Annotated in this window: 20 protein-coding genes and 1 riboswitch; of the genes, 6 read left to right on the top strand and 14 right to left on the bottom strand. The window is 34.5% G+C overall.

Annotated elements, in window-relative coordinates:
- The first annotated feature begins 59 nt into the window (after positions 1-59).
- Entirely contained in the window at positions 60-2,915 is a 2,856-nt protein-coding gene (gene carB / locus N4T20_RS00520) for a carbamoyl-phosphate synthase large subunit (RefSeq protein ID WP_260671222.1), read from the top strand.
- A 69-nt stretch (positions 2,916-2,984) separates the two neighbouring features.
- On the opposite strand, the gene N4T20_RS00515 is transcribed toward carB, so the two are convergent.
- From N4T20_RS00515 to N4T20_RS00500, 4 genes are read right to left on the bottom strand one after another with little or no spacing between them, the layout of a single operon-like run.
- Entirely contained in the window at positions 2,985-3,524 is a 540-nt protein-coding gene (locus N4T20_RS00515) for a DUF4252 domain-containing protein (protein ID WP_260671221.1), read from the bottom strand.
- A gap of 1 nt (position 3,525) precedes the next feature.
- On the bottom strand, positions 3,526-4,101 hold the full coding sequence (locus N4T20_RS00510; RefSeq protein ID WP_260671220.1) for a DUF4252 domain-containing protein: 576 nt from the start codon (positions 4,099-4,101) through the stop codon (positions 3,526-3,528).
- 18 nt (positions 4,102-4,119) lie between these two features.
- Entirely contained in the window at positions 4,120-4,581 is a 462-nt protein-coding gene (locus tag N4T20_RS00505; RefSeq protein WP_260671219.1) for a hypothetical protein, read from the bottom strand.
- Positions 4,568-5,077 (bottom strand): RNA polymerase sigma factor, encoded by a 510-nt coding sequence (locus N4T20_RS00500; protein WP_177212268.1) that lies wholly within the window; start codon positions 5,075-5,077, stop codon positions 4,568-4,570. Before N4T20_RS00500 ends, N4T20_RS00505 begins: the two co-directional genes overlap by 14 nt.
- 170 nt (positions 5,078-5,247) lie before the next feature.
- On the opposite strand from N4T20_RS00500, the gene N4T20_RS00495 reads away from it, so the two are divergent.
- Positions 5,248-6,705, top strand: coding sequence for a S41 family peptidase (locus N4T20_RS00495; protein WP_260671218.1), 1,458 nt, complete (start codon positions 5,248-5,250; stop codon positions 6,703-6,705).
- Positions 6,706-6,783: 78 nt separating this feature from the next.
- Here N4T20_RS00495 and N4T20_RS00490 read toward each other — a convergent pair whose 3' ends face one another.
- The 9 genes from N4T20_RS00490 to N4T20_RS00450 form a co-directional block, all read right to left on the bottom strand.
- On the bottom strand, positions 6,784-7,812 hold the full coding sequence (locus N4T20_RS00490; RefSeq protein WP_260671217.1) for a YncE family protein: 1,029 nt from the start codon (positions 7,810-7,812) through the stop codon (positions 6,784-6,786).
- 3 nt (positions 7,813-7,815) lie between these two features.
- The gene (locus N4T20_RS00485) at positions 7,816-9,669 is read right to left on the bottom strand and encodes a TonB-dependent siderophore receptor (protein WP_260671216.1); all 1,854 of its coding nucleotides are present in this window, start codon (positions 9,667-9,669) and stop codon (positions 7,816-7,818) included.
- 26 nt (positions 9,670-9,695) lie between these two features.
- A riboswitch (cobalamin riboswitch) is annotated at positions 9,696-9,902 on the bottom strand.
- A gap of 65 nt (positions 9,903-9,967) precedes the next feature.
- Complete coding sequence (gene cobC / locus N4T20_RS00480; RefSeq protein WP_260671215.1) at positions 9,968-10,501, bottom strand: alpha-ribazole phosphatase; 534 nt, start codon at positions 10,499-10,501, stop codon at positions 9,968-9,970.
- Positions 10,486-11,271, bottom strand: coding sequence for an adenosylcobinamide-GDP ribazoletransferase (locus N4T20_RS00475; RefSeq protein WP_260671214.1), 786 nt, complete (start codon positions 11,269-11,271; stop codon positions 10,486-10,488). The genes cobC and N4T20_RS00475 overlap by 16 nt, the downstream gene beginning before the upstream one ends.
- Positions 11,272-11,899: 628 nt before the next feature.
- A complete protein-coding gene (gene tnpA, locus N4T20_RS00470) occupies positions 11,900-12,322 on the bottom strand; it encodes an IS200/IS605 family transposase (protein ID WP_260671213.1) in 423 nt (140 codons plus the stop codon).
- Between the two features lie 67 nt (positions 12,323-12,389).
- The gene (gene cobT / locus N4T20_RS00465) at positions 12,390-14,069 is read right to left on the bottom strand and encodes a nicotinate-nucleotide--dimethylbenzimidazole phosphoribosyltransferase (protein WP_260671212.1); all 1,680 of its coding nucleotides are present in this window, start codon (positions 14,067-14,069) and stop codon (positions 12,390-12,392) included.
- Positions 14,070-14,216: 147 nt separating this feature from the next.
- Positions 14,217-14,726, bottom strand: a complete 510-nt coding sequence (gene cobU, locus N4T20_RS00460; RefSeq protein WP_260671211.1) for a bifunctional adenosylcobinamide kinase/adenosylcobinamide-phosphate guanylyltransferase — start codon at positions 14,724-14,726, stop codon at positions 14,217-14,219.
- Positions 14,727-14,745: 19 nt separating this feature from the next.
- The gene (locus tag N4T20_RS00455) at positions 14,746-15,126 is read right to left on the bottom strand and encodes a four helix bundle protein (protein WP_260671210.1); all 381 of its coding nucleotides are present in this window, start codon (positions 15,124-15,126) and stop codon (positions 14,746-14,748) included.
- 30 nt (positions 15,127-15,156) lie between these two features.
- Positions 15,157-15,519, bottom strand: a complete 363-nt coding sequence (locus N4T20_RS00450) for a DUF5522 domain-containing protein (protein WP_260671209.1) — start codon at positions 15,517-15,519, stop codon at positions 15,157-15,159.
- Positions 15,520-15,613: 94 nt separating this feature from the next.
- Between N4T20_RS00450 and N4T20_RS00445 the strand changes: the two genes are divergently transcribed.
- From N4T20_RS00445 to N4T20_RS00430, 4 genes are all read left to right on the top strand, one after another.
- The gene (locus N4T20_RS00445) at positions 15,614-16,756 is read left to right on the top strand and encodes an ABC transporter substrate-binding protein (protein WP_260671208.1); all 1,143 of its coding nucleotides are present in this window, start codon (positions 15,614-15,616) and stop codon (positions 16,754-16,756) included.
- Between the two features lies 1 nt (position 16,757).
- The gene (locus tag N4T20_RS00440) at positions 16,758-17,783 is read left to right on the top strand and encodes a FecCD family ABC transporter permease (protein ID WP_409559628.1); all 1,026 of its coding nucleotides are present in this window, start codon (positions 16,758-16,760) and stop codon (positions 17,781-17,783) included.
- 188 nt (positions 17,784-17,971) lie between these two features.
- Entirely contained in the window at positions 17,972-18,325 is a 354-nt protein-coding gene (locus N4T20_RS00435; protein ID WP_409559627.1) for a GxxExxY protein, read from the top strand.
- Positions 18,326-18,422: 97 nt separating this feature from the next.
- A complete protein-coding gene (locus N4T20_RS00430) occupies positions 18,423-19,199 on the top strand; it encodes an ABC transporter ATP-binding protein (protein WP_260671207.1) in 777 nt (258 codons plus the stop codon).
- A gap of 130 nt (positions 19,200-19,329) precedes the next feature.
- Here the strand turns inward: N4T20_RS00430 and N4T20_RS00425 are convergent, their stop codons facing one another.
- Positions 19,330-19,788: a tRNA (cytidine(34)-2'-O)-methyltransferase gene (locus N4T20_RS00425; protein WP_260671206.1), complete on the bottom strand. Its 459-nt coding sequence runs from the start codon at positions 19,786-19,788 to the stop codon at positions 19,330-19,332.
- Between the last annotated feature and the right edge of the window lie 20 nt (positions 19,789-19,808).

The raw sequence follows: 19,808 nt of genomic DNA, 5'->3' as shown, positions 1-19,808 counted from the left end.
CTAGTTTATAATGCACTAGAGAGGTTTTAAATCGTAAATAACTACACAATACATACAAAATGCCTAAAGACACATCAATAAAATCAGTTTTAATAATAGGTTCAGGACCTATTGTTATTGGCCAAGCTTGCGAATTCGATTATGCGGGATCTCAATCTGCACGTTCGATTCGTGAAGAAGGAATTGAGGTTATCTTGATTAACTCGAATCCAGCGACGATTATGACCGACCCATCTATGGCCGATCATATTTATTTGAAACCTTTAACGACAAAATCGATTATTGAAATTCTTAAGGAACATCCGCAAATTGATGCAGTTTTACCAACAATGGGAGGACAAACTGCTTTGAACTTGTGTTTGGAAGCTGAGGAAAAAGGAATCTGGCAGGATTTCGGAGTAAGATTAATCGGTGTTGATGTAAATGCAATTAATATTACTGAAGACAGAGAGCAGTTTAAGCAGCTTTTAGAAAAAATTAATGTGCCAACTGCACCAGCAAAAACGGCTACTTCTTACTTGGAAGGAAAAGAAATTGCTCAAGAGTTTGGTTTTCCGCTTGTAATTCGCCCTTCGTTTACGCTTGGAGGAACTGGAGCAGCGGTAGTTTATAAAAAAGAAGATTTTGATGAGCTTTTAACCCGCGGACTTGAGGCTTCTCCAATTCACGAAGTTTTGATTGACAAAGCTTTAATGGGGTGGAAAGAGTACGAGTTGGAGCTTTTAAGAGATAAAAATGACAACGTTGTAATTATCTGTTCTATCGAAAACATGGATCCAATGGGAATCCACACCGGAGACTCGATTACAGTTGCGCCAGCGATGACTTTATCTGATACAACTTTCCAAAAATTACGTGACTACGCTATCTTAATGATGAGAAGCATCGGAAATTTTGCAGGAGGATGTAACGTACAATTCGCAGTTTCTCCAGACGAAAAAGAAGATATCGTAGCAATTGAGATCAATCCTCGTGTGTCTCGTTCTTCTGCTTTAGCATCAAAAGCAACTGGATATCCAATTGCGAAAATCGCTTCTAAACTAGCTTTAGGGTACAATTTAGATGAGTTGCAAAACCAAATTACAAAATCTACTTCGGCTCTTTTCGAACCAACTTTAGATTATGTAATCGTAAAAATACCTCGTTGGAACTTCGACAAATTTGAAGGTTCAGATAGAACTTTAGGCCTTCAGATGAAATCTGTAGGTGAGGTTATGGGAATCGGGCGTTCTTTCCAGGAAGCGCTTCATAAAGCAACCCAATCACTAGAAATTAAGAGAAATGGTTTAGGCGCTGACGGAAAAGGATATAAAAATTACGAACAGATTATCGAGAAACTAACTTATGCAAGTTGGGATCGTGTTTTCGTAATCTATGATGCAATCGCAATGGGAATTCCGTTGAGCACTATTCACGAAATTACAAGAATCGATATGTGGTTCTTGAAACAATACGAAGAGCTTTATACTTTAGAAAAAGAAATTTCAAACTACAAAGTTTCAAATCTTCCTAAAGAATTGTTGCTTGAGGCGAAACAAAAAGGTTTTGCAGATAGACAATTAGCTCACATGATGAGTTGTTTGGAAAGTGAAGTGCACACTTTACGTATGGACATGAACATCAACCGTGTGTTTAAACTGGTTGATACGTGTGCGGCTGAGTTTAAAGCTAAAACACCTTATTACTATTCAACTTTTGAGGCAGAAATCGAAAAAGCAAACGGAGAGCGTTACGTAGATAACGAAAGTATCCTTACTGATAGAAAGAAAGTAATTGTTTTAGGTTCTGGGCCAAATAGAATTGGGCAAGGGATTGAGTTTGATTATTCTTGTGTGCACGGAGTTCTAGCGGCTAAAGAATGCGGTTACGAAACGATCATGATTAACTGTAATCCTGAGACAGTTTCTACAGATTTTGACACTGCTGATAAATTATACTTCGAGCCAGTTTTCTGGGAGCATATTTACGATATCATCCAGCACGAAAAACCAGAAGGAGTTATTGTTCAGCTTGGAGGTCAGACTGCTCTTAAACTTGCAGACAAGCTTTCTAAATACGGAGTGAAAATCATCGGAACTAGTTTTGATGCGCTTGACTTAGCTGAAGATAGAGGACGTTTCTCTGACTTGTTGACTGAATTGCATATTCCTTTCCCAAGATTTGGAATTGCAGAAACAGCAGATGAAGCTTCAAAATTAGCTGATACTTTAGATTTTCCACTTTTAATTCGTCCTTCTTACGTATTAGGGGGTCAGGGAATGAAAATTGTAATCAACAAAAAAGAGCTTGAAGAGCACGTTATCGATTTGTTGAAAGCAATTCCAGGAAACAAATTATTGCTGGACCACTATTTGGCTGGAGCTATCGAAGCAGAAGCTGATGCAATTTGTGATGCTGATGGAAATGTTTACATCATCGGAATTATGGAGCACATTGAGCCTTGTGGAGTTCACTCTGGAGATAGTAACGCAACATTGCCTCCTTTCAACTTAGGAGAATTTGTAATGCAGCAGATTAAAGACCACACGCATAAAATTGCTAGAGCTTTAAAAACGGTTGGTTTGATCAATATCCAGTTTGCAATTAAAGACGATACAGTTTATATCATCGAAGCAAATCCAAGAGCTTCAAGAACGGTTCCGTTTATTGCAAAAGCTTACGGAGAGCCTTATGTAAACTACGCAACAAAAGTAATGTTGGGGCACAATAAAGTAACTGATTTTGATTTCAACCCGCAATTGAAAGGTTATGCAATCAAACAGCCCGTTTTCTCTTTCAGTAAATTCCCGAACGTAAACAAAGCGTTAGGGCCAGAAATGAAATCTACAGGAGAAAGCATCTTGTTTATTGATGACTTAAAAGACGATCAATTCTACGAATTGTACTCTAGAAGAAAAATGTATTTGAGTAAATAATCTCAGATTCTATTATAAAAGAAAAAGCTCCAATTATGGAGCTTTCTTAATTTTATAAGTAAGATGATTTTATTTTTTAAGCAATTGTTCTAAAGGTTTTAACTGCTCCATATCTATTTTTGAGTTTTGCAAAACAGACATTAACGTCATAATATTATTTGGGTTCATATCTTCGCCTAACACACGAACTACTGCAAAACCATTTTCTTTTCTGTTGGCAAAAATGACAAACTCTTTAATGTTGTCGTCGCTTCCAACGTAGCTTACAGATGCGCCTTCTTTTCCAGACCCAAACTTCATCAATTCTTGATATTTAGGATCTTTTAATATGGTTTTTACTTTGTTTCTTTCTGCTTCAAACTCTGTTTGATTATTTTGATTAGCTTTAAAAGCCAAAATGTTCATTTTGTCAAACGAATTTAAAGCTTCATTCTGTTCGGCTGATAATTTTGCTTTGTCAACATTCAAAATGTTTGGTGAAATATCCAAAGCTATAAAGTCTTTTTTCTCCGAATTCTCAACAAAATATTTTTGCAATGATGGTTCAGAATTACAGCTCCCCAAAGATATGAGAGCTGTAAGTGCTAAGATGAAGATACTTGTTCTCATTTTATTTTTTGCCTTTAGAAGCTTTCTTTAAGTCTGTACCGCCAGGAAGCTGCATTTTGTCTGTTAATACTGAAATCTCGTTTAAGTCAAAGTTCCCAGTTAGAGATAGTAAAACGGTTTCATCATTTTTTGCACCGTCCACATACATTAAAAGTTCTTTTATCTGTGTGTCTGTAGCGCCAGATTTTACCATAATTCTAACGTTTTTTCCGCCATCGTTTACTCGCATTAATTCTTCTAAACCGGCAGTTTTCACATATCTATCGGCAGTAGCTTTCATGTCTGCTTCGATTTTTGGATTTTTAGTGGTAAATACTTTTAAGTAATCCAGCTTTTTGATTAGTGCAATATATTGCTGCGTCTCCTTGTCAGAAGTATCAGTTTTTACTTTGCTCATTAAATCAAACATTTTTTTGTTTACAATTACAGAGGTTACATCATCCTGACCATCAAATTTGTCAAAGGCACTTTGTGCATAAAAAGTGGTGGAAACTAATGCGAAGACTAAAGTTATAATGAAATTTTTACTCATGCTTAGTTTATTGTTTTTTTGGTATTCGTGAATCGTTGATTTCATGATTATTTTTTTGTTTAATTACTGTTTAAAAATTTTGTTTTTTGATTGTTCGTATTCTTTAATGTAGTGTACACTTTCAATACCTACATTAACATTGTTTGATAATAAAGCCAAAGCCTTTTGAGTTGCTTTTAAAGCTTCTTCGGGATCATCGTAAGTTCCTAATTCGGTTTGCGAAGCTACTGCAGTAGTGTCGTTTTTTTCGCTAACAAAAAAGTAAGTTCCGATTCCCAGCAAAACAACAGCAGAAGCTGCAATCGATAACCACGCTACATTTCGTTTCTTAGTTTCTAGTGGAATTTCATACGTCGATTTCTGTTCTTTTGCTTGAGAGAAATATCCAAACATAGGTTTGTACTGCTCCAAATGCTGCGCAACATTTGATGAAGAAAAATATTCTTTTAATTGATTTTCTTCGGCAATAGAAGTTTCTCCCTGAAAGTATTTTTCTAATATATCTTCTATTTTATTTAGTTCCATAAAGGTGTGTATTTGTCATTGATTCTCTAATTTTTTTTCTTGCTCTCGAAAGTGCCACTCGTATTGCGGTTTCGTTCATATTTACGATTTTGGCTATTTCTTCAAATTCATATTGTTCTACATCCCGAAGCTGAATTAATAGCTGCATCTGTTCTGGCATCTCGTTTATAATTTTTTCAACCCATTCTAAACTGTCTTGGTCTTCTAATTTTTTGTCCAATTGCGGCTGCCGATCGGTAAAATTATTGTGGACAATCTGAAGGTTACTGGCTCTTTTCGATTTTAATTGGTCAAGGCAGTAATTTTTTGTCATGGTCATAGCCAATGCTTCAACACTATTGTAGCTTTCTAGATTGTCTTTTTTGTTCCATAATTTTACCATCACTTCCTGAGTTGCATCTTCTGCTTCTTCAGTGCTGGTAAGCAATCTTTTTGCCAGACGAAAAACTTTGTCTTTAAAAGGATTTATTAATTCTATAAATACAACTTGGTTCATTAATATGATGGTTAATCGTTAGCTTATATATTCAAGACGAGGCACAATTATATTTGTTACAGCAAAAAATAAAAAACTTTTTTATGTAAAAAAATACTGCTTTTAATGATGAAGCTAAAACTAAAGATACTACTTTTACGTTTATTCAGAATATAGATAACCTACTTGATATGAAAACAACTTTAAAGAGTGTTCTTTTTCTCTTTTTATTCGCATTTTCTTTGCAATCTTGTGAAGATCAGGATGATGTTGCAGCTCCAGCAGACTTGCAGGTCAACAATTTTATTTGGAGAGGATTAAACGAAGTTTACTTATGGCAGCAAGATGTGCCAAATTTAGCCGATGGACGCAATTTGCAGCCCGATTTTAATCAGTTTTTAAAAGGGTATTCGCATCCCGAAGATTTGTTTGAAGATTTATTGTATAGGCCAGAAAGTAAATATCCAAACGGTGATGCGGTTGATCGCTTCAGCTGGATTGTTGACGATTATACTGTTCTAGAACAGGAGTTAAGCGGTGTCACAAAAAATAATGGTGTCGATTTTAGACTGAGCCGCGTGTCTTCAGGATCAAATGATGTGGTAGGTTTTGTACGATATATTATACCCAATTCAGATGCGTCTACAAAAGCAATTAAGCGAGGCGATTTGTTTACGAGTGTAAATGGAACAAAACTTACGGTTTCAAACTACCAAGATTTATTGTTCAATAAGGACAGTTATACGCTAAACTTAGCAGATTATAATGGAAGCAGTTATGTTTTGAACGGAAGGTCGGTTGATTTGACTAAAACGGTTTTAGAAGAAAATCCTATTTTCATTAATAAAGTCATTACTTCTGGAGGGCGTAAAATTGGCTATTTAATGTATAATGGTTTTTATTCGGGTTATGACGATAAATTAAATCAAGCATTTGGAGAATTAAAAACACAAGGAATTACAGACTTGGTTTTAGATCTTCGATACAATGGAGGAGGAGCGGTAACTTCAGCAATCAGGCTTTCTAGTATGATAACAGGGCAATTTGACAATCAGGTTTTTGCCAAAACTCAGTTTAATGCGAAATGGATGAAAGATATGACTGCTGACGATTTAGAAAGTTTGAATTACAGGTTTGTGAATAATATTGATGGCAAAGCGCTAAACAGCTTAAATTTAAGCACAGTCTATATTATTACAACTGCAAGTACAGCATCTGCGAGCGAGTTAGTCATTAACGGATTAAAGCCGTATATTAATGTGGTTCAAATTGGAGAGACTACAACAGGTAAAAATGTTGGATCGTATACAATTTATGATTCGGAGACATTATTTACAAAAAAAGGAATCAATCCAAATCATAAATATGCTATGCAGCCTTTGGTTTTTAAAATATCAAATTCTGCTGGTTTCGGAGACTATGCACAAGGTTTGCAGCCTACTTATGTGCAAAGAGAGTATTTGGATACTTATGGTGTTTTAGGAGAAACATCTGAGCCTTTGCTTAATCTGGCTATTTCAAAAATTACAGGATCTACTGCGAAAAGAATTCTTAATGATTCTGAACCAGAACATCCGTATTTAACAGATTCGAAAATCATAAACGGATTAAGACACGGAATGTATTTTCAGAATGCTCCAAAAAAATAAAATCTAATAAATAGAAAAGGCTTTCATCTCTGAAAGCCTTTTCCATAAAAAAAACAAAAACTAATTCTAAGGATAAAATTAATCGTTAAAGTAGAATCCGTTTGGACCTACACCGACAGTTAATTCTTTTAATAAGCTTCCGCTCAAGTTATAAATGTATGCTTTGCTGTCTGTTTTAAAGTTTCCGCCGTCTGAAAGGAAAATACGGTTGTCATTTACTGCAAATCCATATAAATAGCCTATGTTTGAAGAAGCTTCAAAAATTGGACTAGCAGCAGCTGTTGTAGCAGATGGGCTGATAGAATATACAGCATTTCCTACGGTGTAAAATACTTTGTTGTCTTCTATATCCAAATATCCAGCTACTCCTTGAGATTGTGGAATTTCGATTTTAGAAACTGATTTGTCAGCGATTTTTACTTTTATAATTTGGCTGCTTTCCGTATAAGATGGGCGTAAGATAAAAAGAGTTCCATTTTCTTCTTCAATAGAATCTGAACCAGAACCAATTGTTATTGGATTTTCTAAAGTCTTTGTGTTGATATTGTAAATTGAAAGCTTGTCGCTGCCCATAGGATCTGTAATGTATAATTTTCCGCTTTCTTCCACAATTCTATTTCCAGTGGTGTTTAATGCAATTTTTGATTCAACAAGATTTGTCGCCAAATTGATTACAGCTATATAATCGTCTGTAACAGAATCATAAGAATTTGCATTTGTCACATACGCTTTTCCGTCTTTTACAACACCATATCTTGGGTTAGCCAATCCGCTGTCAACTTTAGCGATTAACTTAAAAGAATAACGGTTTACAATATTTATTACGTTTGATCCACCAGCGATTATGTACGCTCTATCTCCGCTAAAAAATATGTTTTGAGCAAATCTTCCAAGCACGTCAGAACCATTTTCTGTTTTATAGGCGTCTTTTGTAAAAATGCTAAAATCATTGCTGGAAAATGATACTGTTCCAGCATCTGTGCTTCCTTCATTTAAAATAAAAAAACCATTGTCGTAAGCACCTTTCGGGCCATCGTTGTCATCACTTGAACAAGAAGCAAATAACGAGATGCTTAACGCTATTAAAAGTAATTTACTGAACTTCATATATTAAAATTTTAAGGTTAAATACATATTGAAATTACGACCAGGCATTGGTCTGTTTTCTAGACTTTCGTAATCCTTATTGAAAAGGTTTAAAACTTGAAAGCCTACTTTGAAAGAATCTAAAAACTTAAGATCATAATCGATTCCGATGTTTGAAACGGTATAATCATTAATGATTTCATCAGGATTGTTATCGGCTCTCGTGTAAACAAAACCGTTATAAAGAATTTGATAATAAGCATTTATTTTATTTCGAGAATACGAAACAGCTCCTGTTGCTTTATTAAATGGAACAAAGAAAATCTGATTTTTCGTTTTTTCATCCTGCGAAACGGTATAGGCATAAGTGGCATTTAAAGCAAAATTGTTTTTGCCATAACTTTTTTTCCAGCCTAACATGGTTTCTGTACCATAACTATTTACTTTGTCTTGATTTTGTGGAGTCCAAATGCCGTTTGCGCCTGGAACCCATTGCAGCATATCTGTAATTTTCATATAATAAAAATTCTGCGTCCAAGACCAATTTTTGAATGTAAAAACGTTGCCAATTTCGCCCTGATAAGAACTTTCGGGTTTTAAATTTGGGTTTCCTCCTTCGTCCCAATACAAATCGTTGTAAGTTGGAATTCTAAAATTTCTAGAAACATTCAGTTTTAGATTGTACCAATCGTTAAATTTATAAGAAGATCCTAAATTGAATAAAACGGGCGATTTGTAATTATCTGTAATTTCTTTTCTAACTCCGAATTCATTTTTCCAATTAGCGCCAAAATCTTGCGTAACCAACAAAGAAGCAGAACTTATTTCGCGAATATGACTGCCAAAGCTTGTTCCGTAACCATTTGTTCTGCTGTAATCTACAATTCCGTTAAGATGTGTTTCTTTAAATAAATGATAATCAACATCTAACTTTGTAATTAAGTTTTCGGTTTTTCCGTACGTGTAAAATTTTAAAGAGTTATCAGCAAAATATTGATAGTTTTCAAAAATGTAAGCAGTTTTGAAGTTGGTTTTCACTTTTCCGAAACTTCCATCGTATTCCAATAAGTTTCTGTTAAACCCATTTATGTATTTGCTTTTCGTTTCAGATTCTGTAACCAAAGAAGTATTGCGGTCGGTGTTTGAAGTCTGGCTGTAAAGTTTTAAAATATGATTTTTGTTGAATTTGTAACCGGCATTAGCGCTCAAAGTAACAATATCGTATTGCCCGTTCTGATTCCACCTCTGTTCGCCTCTCCAAGTATATCGATTTAAATATTTATAATCGTTTGTCGAACTGTTTTTTGACAATCCGATTTGAGCACTCCATTTTTTGTTAGAAATAGAAGTTTTATAATTAATTCCAATCGTATTAAAGCTTCCGTAATCTAGTCTTAAATTATTCTCAAATCGATTAAAGAATAACAAATCGTTGTTTAAATGCACAGTTCCTCCAACTGCTCCGCTTCCGTAAATGACGCTTCCGCCGCCTGCTTTTACACTTATTGAGTTGTAATCTGCGCCCGAAATGGTATTAAAATCGGTGCTTCCATTCATTTGTGAATTAATATTGATTCCGTTCCAGATTACGGCTGTTTGAGAAGAAGTAGTGCCTCTAAAAGAAACTGTAGAAAGCATTCCGCGACCATATTCTTTAAAATATATTGTAGAATTAAAGTTTAGAAGATCGGTTAGAAGAGCTTCGTTTTTATTGACAACAGAATCATTTAATTTTAAAACAGACTGTGAAACTGAATATTTTTTTAAGTTTTTGTCTGAAACCAATACCTCTTTCAAACTGGTAATAGAATCGCTCTGCGCCGAAATAATCTGGCACATTACAAATAAACAAAAAGCAAAAAGTCGTTTTAAAGTCATAATTTCTTCACTCTTTTTCCCGAGAGGTCGATAATTGTTACAAAGGCAGGTCTCCTGGCTCGCGTCTTGCTGTTTACCTTCCCATCGCGCGGTGCACGACAGTGGTTTGTAGTTAACAGCAAGCATTCTTTTTAGAACTTAGCTTACAGTTGCGGGTACAGCTCAAGAATTTACTTGATTCCCTTTTAATGTATTTTTAAATTAAAAACACAACCTTAATTTGCTGCAAAGATAAAGTTAAAAATATTGATTATTCAAATTTGTTTTGCGTTTCATGAAAAATTATAAATTATTTGCATTAAAAATCGATTTTTATAACTTCTCCGAAATCAACTTTATTGTTGAAGGCATCCTTTAAAGGCAGTGAACTTTGATGGCACAGAATGCTTCTGATGATTCCGGCATGAGCCACAATAATAATCGGCTGCTTTATTTTTGAAATTTTATCAGATAAAAAGTGACCTACTCTTTCATGCAGTTCGACAAAAGATTCTCCGTTTGAAACTTTGATATTGACAAAATCTTCCATCCAAGGATTGAGTTCTTCAGGCGGAATTTCGTTCCAGCTTTTCAATTCCCAATCGCCAAAATTCATTTCTTGTAAGCGCTCGTCTTCCTGATAAGAAATGGCTTCTATATTTTTTTGAATGTGTTTTGCTAAAATAACACAGCGCTGTAAGGGACTCGAGAAAATAAGTGCTTCTGAGGGAAGTTTAGAAATAATGCCATCAAAAATTTCATCAAACGGAGTTATAATATCAACATCTGATTGTCCGTAACAAATTCCTTTTTCGCAGACTGTTTCGGTATGGCGAACTAGATAAATTTCCATAAAAATAAAATGCTTAAGTAAAATACCACTTCACAAACCTGCTGTGTTGCTCCAAGGCAATCTCCAGTGTAGCCGTCAATCCATTTTTGAAAATATCGGGCTAAAAAATATCGTGCTGCAAAAACGGGAATTAGTATTAAAAGAAATTTCAAATCGAAATAAGAAAATACAATCAGCGGAAATAAACCAAAAAAGAAAGAACCAAAAACTTCTTTCCAAGTATATTGTTTTGCAATCGGTTTGCTTTTACTGGAAGCATCATCACGAGAATATTCATGTGTGAAAATAATGCTGATTGCTCCTAAACGGCTCAGAGAATGTGCAGATATAAACAATAAGAAAATGAAAAAATAATCTTTTTCAAAAAGTAAAACAGATTCTGAAAGCAGTTTGAACTTCAATAAAAAAAGCAAAACCAATCCAATTGCTCCATAAGCACCAATGGCACTGTCTTTCATAATCATTAAGATTTTTTCTTTGGTCCAGCCTCCGCCAAAACCATCGCAGACATCCGCAAAGCCGTCTTCATGAAAGGCTCCTGTTGTTAAAATAGAAGTAATGATTGCCAGTATTACAGCAATTTCAGCAGATAGAAAAAATGAGAAAAAATAAAAAGCCAGAAATGAAATACTCCCAACAATCCATCCAATAAAAGGAAAATATCTCGTTGCTTTGTTTAAATAATCTGGATGATGTGTAATGTTTTTGGGGCATGGAATTCTAGTGTAAAACATTAGACAGGTGAAGAAAATGTGAAGTTCTTTTTTCATTTGATTATGATTATTTGGCTAAAGCCTTCTTTAGGAGCAAATTTATAACCTCCAGATAAATCTGGAGGCAATTCAAAAGTAAAATTAAAAAAAATGTTTTTTTGATGAATTTCCAACATCTTTAGATGTTGGTTTATTTATGGAGATTCAGAAAGGCTTTAGCTAAATTTTTTTAATAGTGTTTTGAACTTAAATTTGATTGTAAATAGATCATATTCAGTTGGATTATGATTATTTGGCTAAAGCCCTCTTTGAGGCAAATTTATAACCTCCAGATAAATCTGGAGGCAATTCAAAATTAAAATTAAAAAAATGTTTTTTGATGAATTGCCAACATCTTTAGATGTTGGTTTATTTATGGAGATTTAGAAAGGCTTTAGCCGATTTTCTTTTTTTTTAACAGTGTTTTGAACTTAAATTTGATTGTAAATAGATCATATTCAGTTGGATTATGATTATTTGGCTAAAGCCCTCTTTGAGGCAAATTTATAACCTCCAGATAAATCTGGAGGTAATTCAAAAGTGAAATTTTAGAAAAAATATTTTTTTGATGAATTGCCAACATCTTTAGATGTTGGTTTATTTATGGAGTTTTAGAAAGGCTTTAGCCAAATTTTTTTTAAGAATGTTAGAACTTAAATTTGATCATAAATTCTTCATACTCTTCTTGAAATGTTTTCTTTTTGTGATGTTCTTCTTGATTTTTAATATAATCTCGAACTTTATCTACTATAGATTCTGAAACTGAAACGGCAAAATATTCATCCTGCCATTCGAATTTATTTTTTGTTAATTGATTTTTATTAATCCAATATGAAGATTCTCCTTTTAAAAGCTGTATTGTTTTTTGAATATTTTGATCATTCCCTAATGAAATTAAACAATGACAATGATCTGAATACCCACTGATGAAATCAAGATAGATTTCTTTTTTTAAAGCATTTTCTTGTATGTGTTGCCATACTTTTCGGCGAAGTTCGATTGAATTTAAAAACGGAAATCTGTTTTTGGTGCTCCAGACACAGTGAATGTAAATTTTAGTAAAAGGCATATATAGCATTTAAAAATAACTTCAAATTAGAAATTCAAAGTTATAAACTTTAAATCTAAAAAGAAAGTTATTTCCTACTTACTCCCGCGCTTTCAAAACTAGCCATTTCATTTAAAAAAGCTTCAGCCGATTTTAAAATAGGAAAAGCGACAGCGCAGCCAGTGCCTTCTCCCAAACGTAAATCCAGATTTAAAATAGGTTTTGCTTCCAAATAATTTAATAATTCAGAATGTGCTTTTTCAGCAGAACAATGGCAGAAAACAGCATTTTGTTTGATATTTGGGTTTATTTTTGAAGCAACCAAATACGCTACAGTACAAATGAAACCGTCAACCAGAATTAGCATTTTATTTTCAAAAGCAGTGAGCATACCGCCAGCCATTTGAAGGATTTCAAAACCCCCAAAATAAGAGAGTTGCGACATCAATTTGGCTTGACCGGAATAACTTTCGATTGCCTTCTTGAGCAAATTTTGTTTTAAGAGCAATTTTTCATTTTCGACTCCAGTTCCTTTTCCGACACAATCTTCAATAGGGAAACCTGTTAAAATACTCATTAAAACAGACGCAGTAGAAGTATTTCCTATGCCCATTTCGCCAAACCCAATGCAATTTGAACCAGACTTTGCGATATTTTCAACAATCGATTTTCCTTTCTCAAAACACAGTTGGACTTCAGATTCGCTCATAGCTGAAACATGAAGAAATGATTGGGTTCCTTTGGCAATTTTTGCATCGATTAATTTTGCATTAGTCGGAAAATCATAATTAACGCCAGAATCGACAATAGACAATTCAATATTATTCTGATTGCAAAAAACGTTTATAGCCGCACCGCCATCCAGAAAATTATTGACCATTTGTCTCGTAACATCTTGCGGATAGTCGCTTACGCCATGATTTGCGATTCCGTGATCGGCAGCAAAAACTACAATATTTGGTTTTACGATTTTCGGATTCAAAGTTCCAAAAACCGTTGCCATTTGGAAAGCCAAAGATTCTAAAGTTCCCAAAGAACCAACAGGTTTAGTTTTCGAATCTATTTTGTCTTGTAAAAGGGTGCTGAAATCAGATTTGTTTTCAGTAGAATTTTCTGATCTCAATTTAAAAGCGGGAATATTTATTTGATGAATTTCATTGATTTCGGTGCAAATGGGAGCTTCCGATTTTTGTTTCCAATGCAATTGCTGCAGCATTGGCTGATTGTTATAGTTTGTTGCTGGTTTTCCGATGCAGAAATAGCCAAGCGGTTCGATATTTTCGGGTAAATCAAGTATTTTTTTAAACTGGTAATAGTTCAGAATCGAAACCCAGCCCATTCCATAACCTTGTTCTGTCAACGAGAGCCAGATATTCTGTGCCGCACAAACCGAGCTGAATTTTACCGCTTCATTACTGCCGATTGTTCCAATTGTAAACTGATTTAAAACAGAACGGTCATAAGCAATGATGAGCCCGATCGGAGCTTCTTCAATTGCTTCTAGTTTAAGCGATCTGTAAAGTTCTTTCTGTTCGAGATTGTCTGTAAGTGCTTCGGCTTTTTTATTGTAATCTAAAAAAAGCTTTTTAATAGACGTTTTAACCTCATTAGATTTAATGAGATAATATCTTGTCGCATCGGTCAGCCCAACAGATGGAGCCCAATGCCCTGCCTGTAATGCTTTCTGAATTACTTCATCAGGAACTTCATCGGCTGTAAAATGTCTTGTGTCGCGGCGGGATTTTAATATATCGTCTAAATTACTCATTTCTTTAAATTCCAAATTTTAAATTCCAATTTCAAAATATGAAAACGGAAAGATTCTAGTAAAGGTAAAGCATAGCTTTGGAATTTGGAATTTAAAAACTGGAATTTCGTTTCAATTTATTGGAATTTGGAATTTCTGTATTGAGATTTAACCTTTTATTTTAACTGGAATTCCAGAAACCATTAATACAACTTGATCTGCGTTTGCAGCAAGAAACTGATTCATCCAGCCTTGAAGTTCTACAAACTTTCTCCCGATGTGCGTTTCTGCATGAACGCCCATACCAATTTCATTTGTTACAATAATGATATTGGCATTTTCGTGTTTAGCAATAGCGAGAAACTCTTTTTGGGCTTCTTCCAGGCTCAAAGCCACATCATTTTTAGTATCGATAAAAAAATTAGTAAGCCATAACGTTACGCAATCTATCAAAGCTGTTTTTCCAGAAAAATCAATTTCGCTTAAGTATTTCTCTTTTTCAATATTTGTCCAATGTTCGTCTCTTTCCTGCTGATGGCGGTCAATTCGATTTTGAAAATCAGCATCCCATTTTCGGGCGGTTGCTACATATAAAGGAGAGTTGGAAAGTTCTAAAGCAAGTTTTTGTGCGTATCCGCTTTTTCCAGAACGTTCACCGCCTGTTATTAGGTAAATCATTTTGTGTAATGGTTAATTATTAATTGTTAGTTGTTAATTTTTTTGCGTCTAATTGATTTTTGGAAGTTTTAAGTATACTGGTTATTAATTTTAGTATTGTAATTGCATCGTCATAAATGTTTTCGAATTCTTTTTCGCTGAGATAATCAGTGGCTTTTAATAATTCGAGCCAATAGACAGTTTCATTAGCTTCCTTTTGAGCAATTGCAAATTTATGAATAAAATCACTTTTACTTTCAGCATGCTCAGCTTCTCGAATCATTGCACCAACACAAGTGCCAGATCTTAAAAGTTGTTTAGCAAGGATAAATTCTTTTTTACTAGTATTTAAATATTGATAAAGTTTGACAATCCTTATTGCAAAATCAAAGCTTTTATTTCTAACAATGTTATTTTTCATAACTAACAATTAACAATTTATAATTAACAATTAATAAGGGCAATGTCGGCAGTTATTTCCGCAGCAGGTTCCTCTTTTTAGGTGAAACCAAGCTTTAAAGACATAATTGCCATTTTCGATGTAATAATCAATGCCTTCAATTAAATGATCGGTTTTGGGCAATAGCATAGCCTTATTTTTAAGTGCTTTTTTAGGAGTAACAGTTTCGATATAAGCGTCAATTTTATCTTCGCAGGCTTCCTTAAAACACATAGGGCAAAGGCAGTCGCCTCCTTCTGAAAGATTGAAAATAGGCGGATAATCATTACACCAGCACTTATTTTCGGGTGAAGTGTCGCCGCATGAAAAAGCGGCCTGACAACTGGAGCAGATTTTTGTTCTTGTGACATTCATCAAATAAATGGCTATTTGTTTAAATTTGTACGAATAAAGGTAAACAAAAAAAATAGAAATTGATTTACCTTTGTGCCCACACAAAACATAAAATATGAAATATTTTTTCCATAAATTACCAGTCGTTTTTTTACTTTTTATAGTAATTGGATGTAAGAAGAATGAAGCGCAAGATGTTGTAAAATCTACGGCTGACAAAGAAAGCATCGAATTTGCGTCGGGACTTTCAATTGTAAAAAACGAGGGCTATTCAATTGTAAATGTGGTAAATCCGTGGCCAAATGCTAAGGAGAAATTCACTTACATTTTAGAGGAAAAAGATGCGCAAATTCCAGACAGTTTAAAAAAATATCCAGCTATAAAAGTTCCGTTAGAAAGTGTTGTGGTAACTTCAACAACAAATATTCCTTTTCTAGAAATGTTGGAAGTTGAGAATAAATTGGTCGGATTTCCGCACACCGATTATATTTCTTCAGAAAAAACAAGAGCTTTAATTGATAAAGGTTCGGTGAAAAATGTTGGACAAAATGAAAAATTGAACATCGAACAATTAATAGAATTATCGCCAGATTTGATCGTAACTTTTGGTGTTGATAATAACAATCCGATGTTGGATAATCTTAAGAAAAGCGGTTTAAAGGTTTTGATTCAAGGCGATTGGATGGAGCAGTCTCCGCTAGGAAAAGCCGAATGGATTAAGCTTTACGGGGCTTTGTTCGGAAAAGAAGATAAAGCAAAAGAACTTTTTGATAAAATCGTAGAAAGCTACAATCAGGCAAAAAAACTCGTTGCCGATAAACCTGCAACTTCAAAAGTATTGTATGGCTCTATGTATGAAGATGTTTGGTACGTTGCCAAAGGAAACAGCTGGGTGGCGCAGTTTATGGAAGACGCAAAATCTAATTATTTATGGGCCGATCTAAAAGGAACAGGAAGCGAAGGCCTGTCTTTTGAAAAAGTGTTGGATAAAGCGAAAACGGCAAATGTATGGATCGCTTCGGGATCGTTTAAAAGTTTGGATGAATTGCAAAAAGCAAATCCGCATTATGCAGAATTTGATGCTTTCAAAAATAAAACAGTTTACAACTTTGAAGGAAAGATGGGAGCAACAGGTGGAACGGTTTATTATGAACTGGCTCCGAGCCGTCCCGATTTGGTTTTAAAAGATTATATCAAGATTTTTCACCCAGATTTATTGGCGGGCTACGAATTTACTTTTGCATCAAAACTGAATTAAATTGGCGAATAAAAAAAGAAATACCATTTTATTTGTCGTATTGACTTTGGGACTTTTTATAATGTTTTTTGCCAGCATTAGTTTAGGATCAGTTACAATTCCGTTAAAAGATGTTGTAGCAAGTCTAACAGGGAGTCAGGCAACAAAATCGACTTGGGAATATATTATCATTAATTATCGTTTGCCAAAAGCTATTACAGCTGTTTTGGTCGGAACAGGACTTTCAATGAGCGGACTTTTGATGCAGACTTTGTTTCGAAACCCGCTTGCAGGGCCTTACGTTTTAGGGTTAAGTTCTGGCGCAAGTCTTGGCGTTGCTTTTGTGATTTTGGGAGCAGGATTTCTGCCTTCTTTTTTAAGCGTAATTGCGTTATCGTCTTACGGAATCGTTTTGGCTTCTACTTTAGGAAGCACGCTGGTTCTTTTCTTGGTCTTAGTTGTTTCGCAAAGATTGCGAGACACAATGGCTATTTTGATCGTAGGATTGATGTTTGGAAGTTTCACCACTGCAATCGTAAGTGTTCTGACTTATTTTAGTACGGCAGAACAGCTTCAGAAATTTACTTTCTGGTCCATGGGAAACCTCGGAAATCTTTCTTGGACAACCATCGGAGTTTTAACTTTCTGTGTTACCATCGGATTGCTTTTAAGCGCCAAAAGCATCAAACCGCTGAATGCTTTGCTTCTTGGAGAAAACTATGCAAAAAGTATGGGTTTGAATTTTAAACAGGCAAGGTTAGTCATCATATTTGCAACCAGTATTTTATCTGGAGCCATTACAGCATTTGCAGGTCCAATTGCATTCGTAGGTTTAGCGGTGCCTCATATTGCAAAATTGACTTTCCAGACGAGTAATCATACCATTTTATTTTGGAGCACTTTATTTTTCGGTTCGATAATAATGCTGTTTTGTGATATCGTTTCACAAATGCCAGGCTTTGATGTCACACTTCCCATAAATGCAGTTACATCTATAATTGGCGCACCAGTTGTTATTTGGCTTTTAGTCAGAAAAAGAAATTTTTAAGTTAAAACCTACAAAATAAAGCGTATCTTAGTTTTTTAAACACATAGAAACATAGTTTTAAAAGCCGGTTAAAGGCGTTTCACTTTTTTTAAAATAAACATAGACTTTGTGAAAAATCAACTTGTTTCTCGACTAAATTAAGATAATTGTAACTCAGAAGTTTTAATGTAATTGGGGCGTGTATAGAGGTGCACAAAACTATTGGAAGAGGATTGTTGGAAAGTGTCTATCACGAATGTTTGAAAGAAGAATTGAGTCATCGTAAAATAAATTTTCTGATAGAAATAAAGGTGCCACTGGTTTACAGAAATAAAGAATTGAATACGAATTTAAAATGTGATCTCTTTATTGAAAATTGCCTAGTTGTAGAATTGAAAGCTGTATCAGAATTAAATCCATTGTATGAAGCGCAGCTTATGACGTATATGAAACTTTTAAGAGCTCCTAAGGGCATTTTAATTAATTTTAATTGCTTTAATATTTTTAAAGAAGGCCAAAAAACATTTGTAAATGAATATTTCAAATTGCTGCCAAAGTTCTAAGTTCAAAAGCTATGTGTTAATTTACAAGTAAATTTTAAAATCAACTTTCAGTAAAATACAAATCTATGTTTCTATGTGTTTAAAAAATTAACTCGAAATGAAAAACATCCTATCAACTTCTAATCTAAATATTGGATACCAATCCAAGAAGGGAGTTACGACTATTGCTGAGAATCTTAATCTTAACCTTGAGGCTGGAAAACTAATTACTTTAATAGGCGCAAACGGAATAGGGAAGTCTACATTATTGCGAACGCTTACTGGGATTCAGAAACCTTTATCAGGAAATGTTTATTTGAACGAAAGAAAGATTTCAGATTATCAGCCTCTAGAATTGGCGCAAAATCTTAGTTTGGTTTTAACCGAAAAGCTCCCGCCAAGCAATCTCTCTGTTTTCGAATTAGTCGCTTTGGGCCGACAGCCTTACACCAATTGGGTCGATAAATTGTCTGATGAAGATGTTTTAAAAGTTGAGAAAGCAATGCAATTGACGCAAATCGAGCACTTAGCCTCAAAAAAACATTTTCAAATTAGCGATGGGCAATTGCAGAAAGTTTTAATAGCAAGGGCTCTAGCTCAAGATACACCGTTAATTATTTTAGACGAACCGACGACGCATCTTGATTTGCTGCATAAAGTTTCCTTGTTTAAATTATTAAAGAAACTGACACAAGAAACTCAAAAATCTATATTGTTTTCCACACACGATATCGATCTGGCTATTCAGTTAAGTGACGAAATGATTATGATGACGCCAGAAAATATAGTGCAAGATCAGCCGTGCAATTTAATTTCGAATGGAAGTTTCAGCAATTTGTTCAAAGACGAACATATTATTTTTGATGCTGAAAAAGGGAAGTTTATTGTGAATTAGTTTTGTTAGGAGCAAATCCTGCTGTCCGCTATATCTTTTGTGGCGAACCCCGCCACAAAAGGATGCCGCTTCCATCAGGGCTAGAAGTCCCGTTTTCAGAAGAAGCTTTTTCGATTAAACAGTTAAACGATTAAACTTTCTTCAATCCAATTTGTCTCTTGGCTTCACCAACCACAAAAGCAACCGAGTTGGCAATATTGAAACTGCGAATAAGCGGAGACATCGGAATAGTTAAATGATTTTCGAATCTTGCCATAAATGCGGCACTCAAACCAACGCTTTCTTTTCCGAAAACCAGCCAGTCGCCATCTTGAAATTCATTTTCTAAATAGGATTTATCAGAATGCGAACTCATTAAAAAAACGCGAGAATGATCTGGAATCTGCGCAATCCATTCCTCTACATTTTGATATTCCGTAACATCAAGATGAACCCAGTAATCCAGTCCGGAACGTTTTAGATTTTTGTCATTAATAACAAATCCGAAAGGATGAATTAAATGGAGACGGCTTTCTGTGCCTACGCACAATCTGCCTATATTTCCGGTGTTATTTGGTATTTCTGGTTCTACAAGAACTACGTTTAGCATCTTTATTTTAGTTATGAATT

Source organism: Flavobacterium sp. TR2 (genome assembly GCF_025252405.1).
Classification (GTDB): Bacteria; Bacteroidota; Bacteroidia; order Flavobacteriales; family Flavobacteriaceae; genus Flavobacterium.
This window is presented reverse-complemented; position numbering and strand designations above follow the sequence as displayed.

Bases quoted from the DNA above. Each gene is read 5' to 3' on its own strand.
- carB (WP_260671222.1), top strand. From the start codon at position 60: ATGCCTAAAGACACATCAATAAAATCAGTTTTAATAATAGGTTCAGGA.
- N4T20_RS00515 (WP_260671221.1), bottom strand. From the start codon at position 3,524: ATGAGAACAAGTATCTTCATCTTAGCACTTACAGCTCTCATATCTTTG.
- N4T20_RS00510 (WP_260671220.1), bottom strand. From the start codon at position 4,101: ATGAAATCAACGATTCACGAATACCAAAAAAACAATAAACTAAGCATG.
- N4T20_RS00505 (WP_260671219.1), bottom strand. From the start codon at position 4,581: ATGGAACTAAATAAAATAGAAGATATATTAGAAAAATACTTTCAGGGA.
- N4T20_RS00500 (WP_177212268.1), bottom strand. From the start codon at position 5,077: ATGAACCAAGTTGTATTTATAGAATTAATAAATCCTTTTAAAGACAAA.
- N4T20_RS00495 (WP_260671218.1), top strand. From the start codon at position 5,248: ATGAAAACAACTTTAAAGAGTGTTCTTTTTCTCTTTTTATTCGCATTT.
- N4T20_RS00490 (WP_260671217.1), bottom strand. From the start codon at position 7,812: ATGAAGTTCAGTAAATTACTTTTAATAGCGTTAAGCATCTCGTTATTT.
- N4T20_RS00485 (WP_260671216.1), bottom strand. From the start codon at position 9,669: ATGACTTTAAAACGACTTTTTGCTTTTTGTTTATTTGTAATGTGCCAG.
- cobC (WP_260671215.1), bottom strand. From the start codon at position 10,501: ATGGAAATTTATCTAGTTCGCCATACCGAAACAGTCTGCGAAAAAGGA.
- N4T20_RS00475 (WP_260671214.1), bottom strand. From the start codon at position 11,271: ATGAAAAAAGAACTTCACATTTTCTTCACCTGTCTAATGTTTTACACT.
- tnpA (WP_260671213.1), bottom strand. From the start codon at position 12,322: ATGCCTTTTACTAAAATTTACATTCACTGTGTCTGGAGCACCAAAAAC.
- cobT (WP_260671212.1), bottom strand. From the start codon at position 14,069: ATGAGTAATTTAGACGATATATTAAAATCCCGCCGCGACACAAGACAT.
- cobU (WP_260671211.1), bottom strand. From the start codon at position 14,726: ATGATTTACCTAATAACAGGCGGTGAACGTTCTGGAAAAAGCGGATAC.
- N4T20_RS00455 (WP_260671210.1), bottom strand. From the start codon at position 15,126: ATGAAAAATAACATTGTTAGAAATAAAAGCTTTGATTTTGCAATAAGG.
- N4T20_RS00450 (WP_260671209.1), bottom strand. From the start codon at position 15,519: ATGAATGTCACAAGAACAAAAATCTGCTCCAGTTGTCAGGCCGCTTTT.
- N4T20_RS00445 (WP_260671208.1), top strand. From the start codon at position 15,614: ATGAAATATTTTTTCCATAAATTACCAGTCGTTTTTTTACTTTTTATA.
- N4T20_RS00430 (WP_260671207.1), top strand. From the start codon at position 18,423: ATGAAAAACATCCTATCAACTTCTAATCTAAATATTGGATACCAATCC.
- N4T20_RS00425 (WP_260671206.1), bottom strand. From the start codon at position 19,788: ATGCTAAACGTAGTTCTTGTAGAACCAGAAATACCAAATAACACCGGA.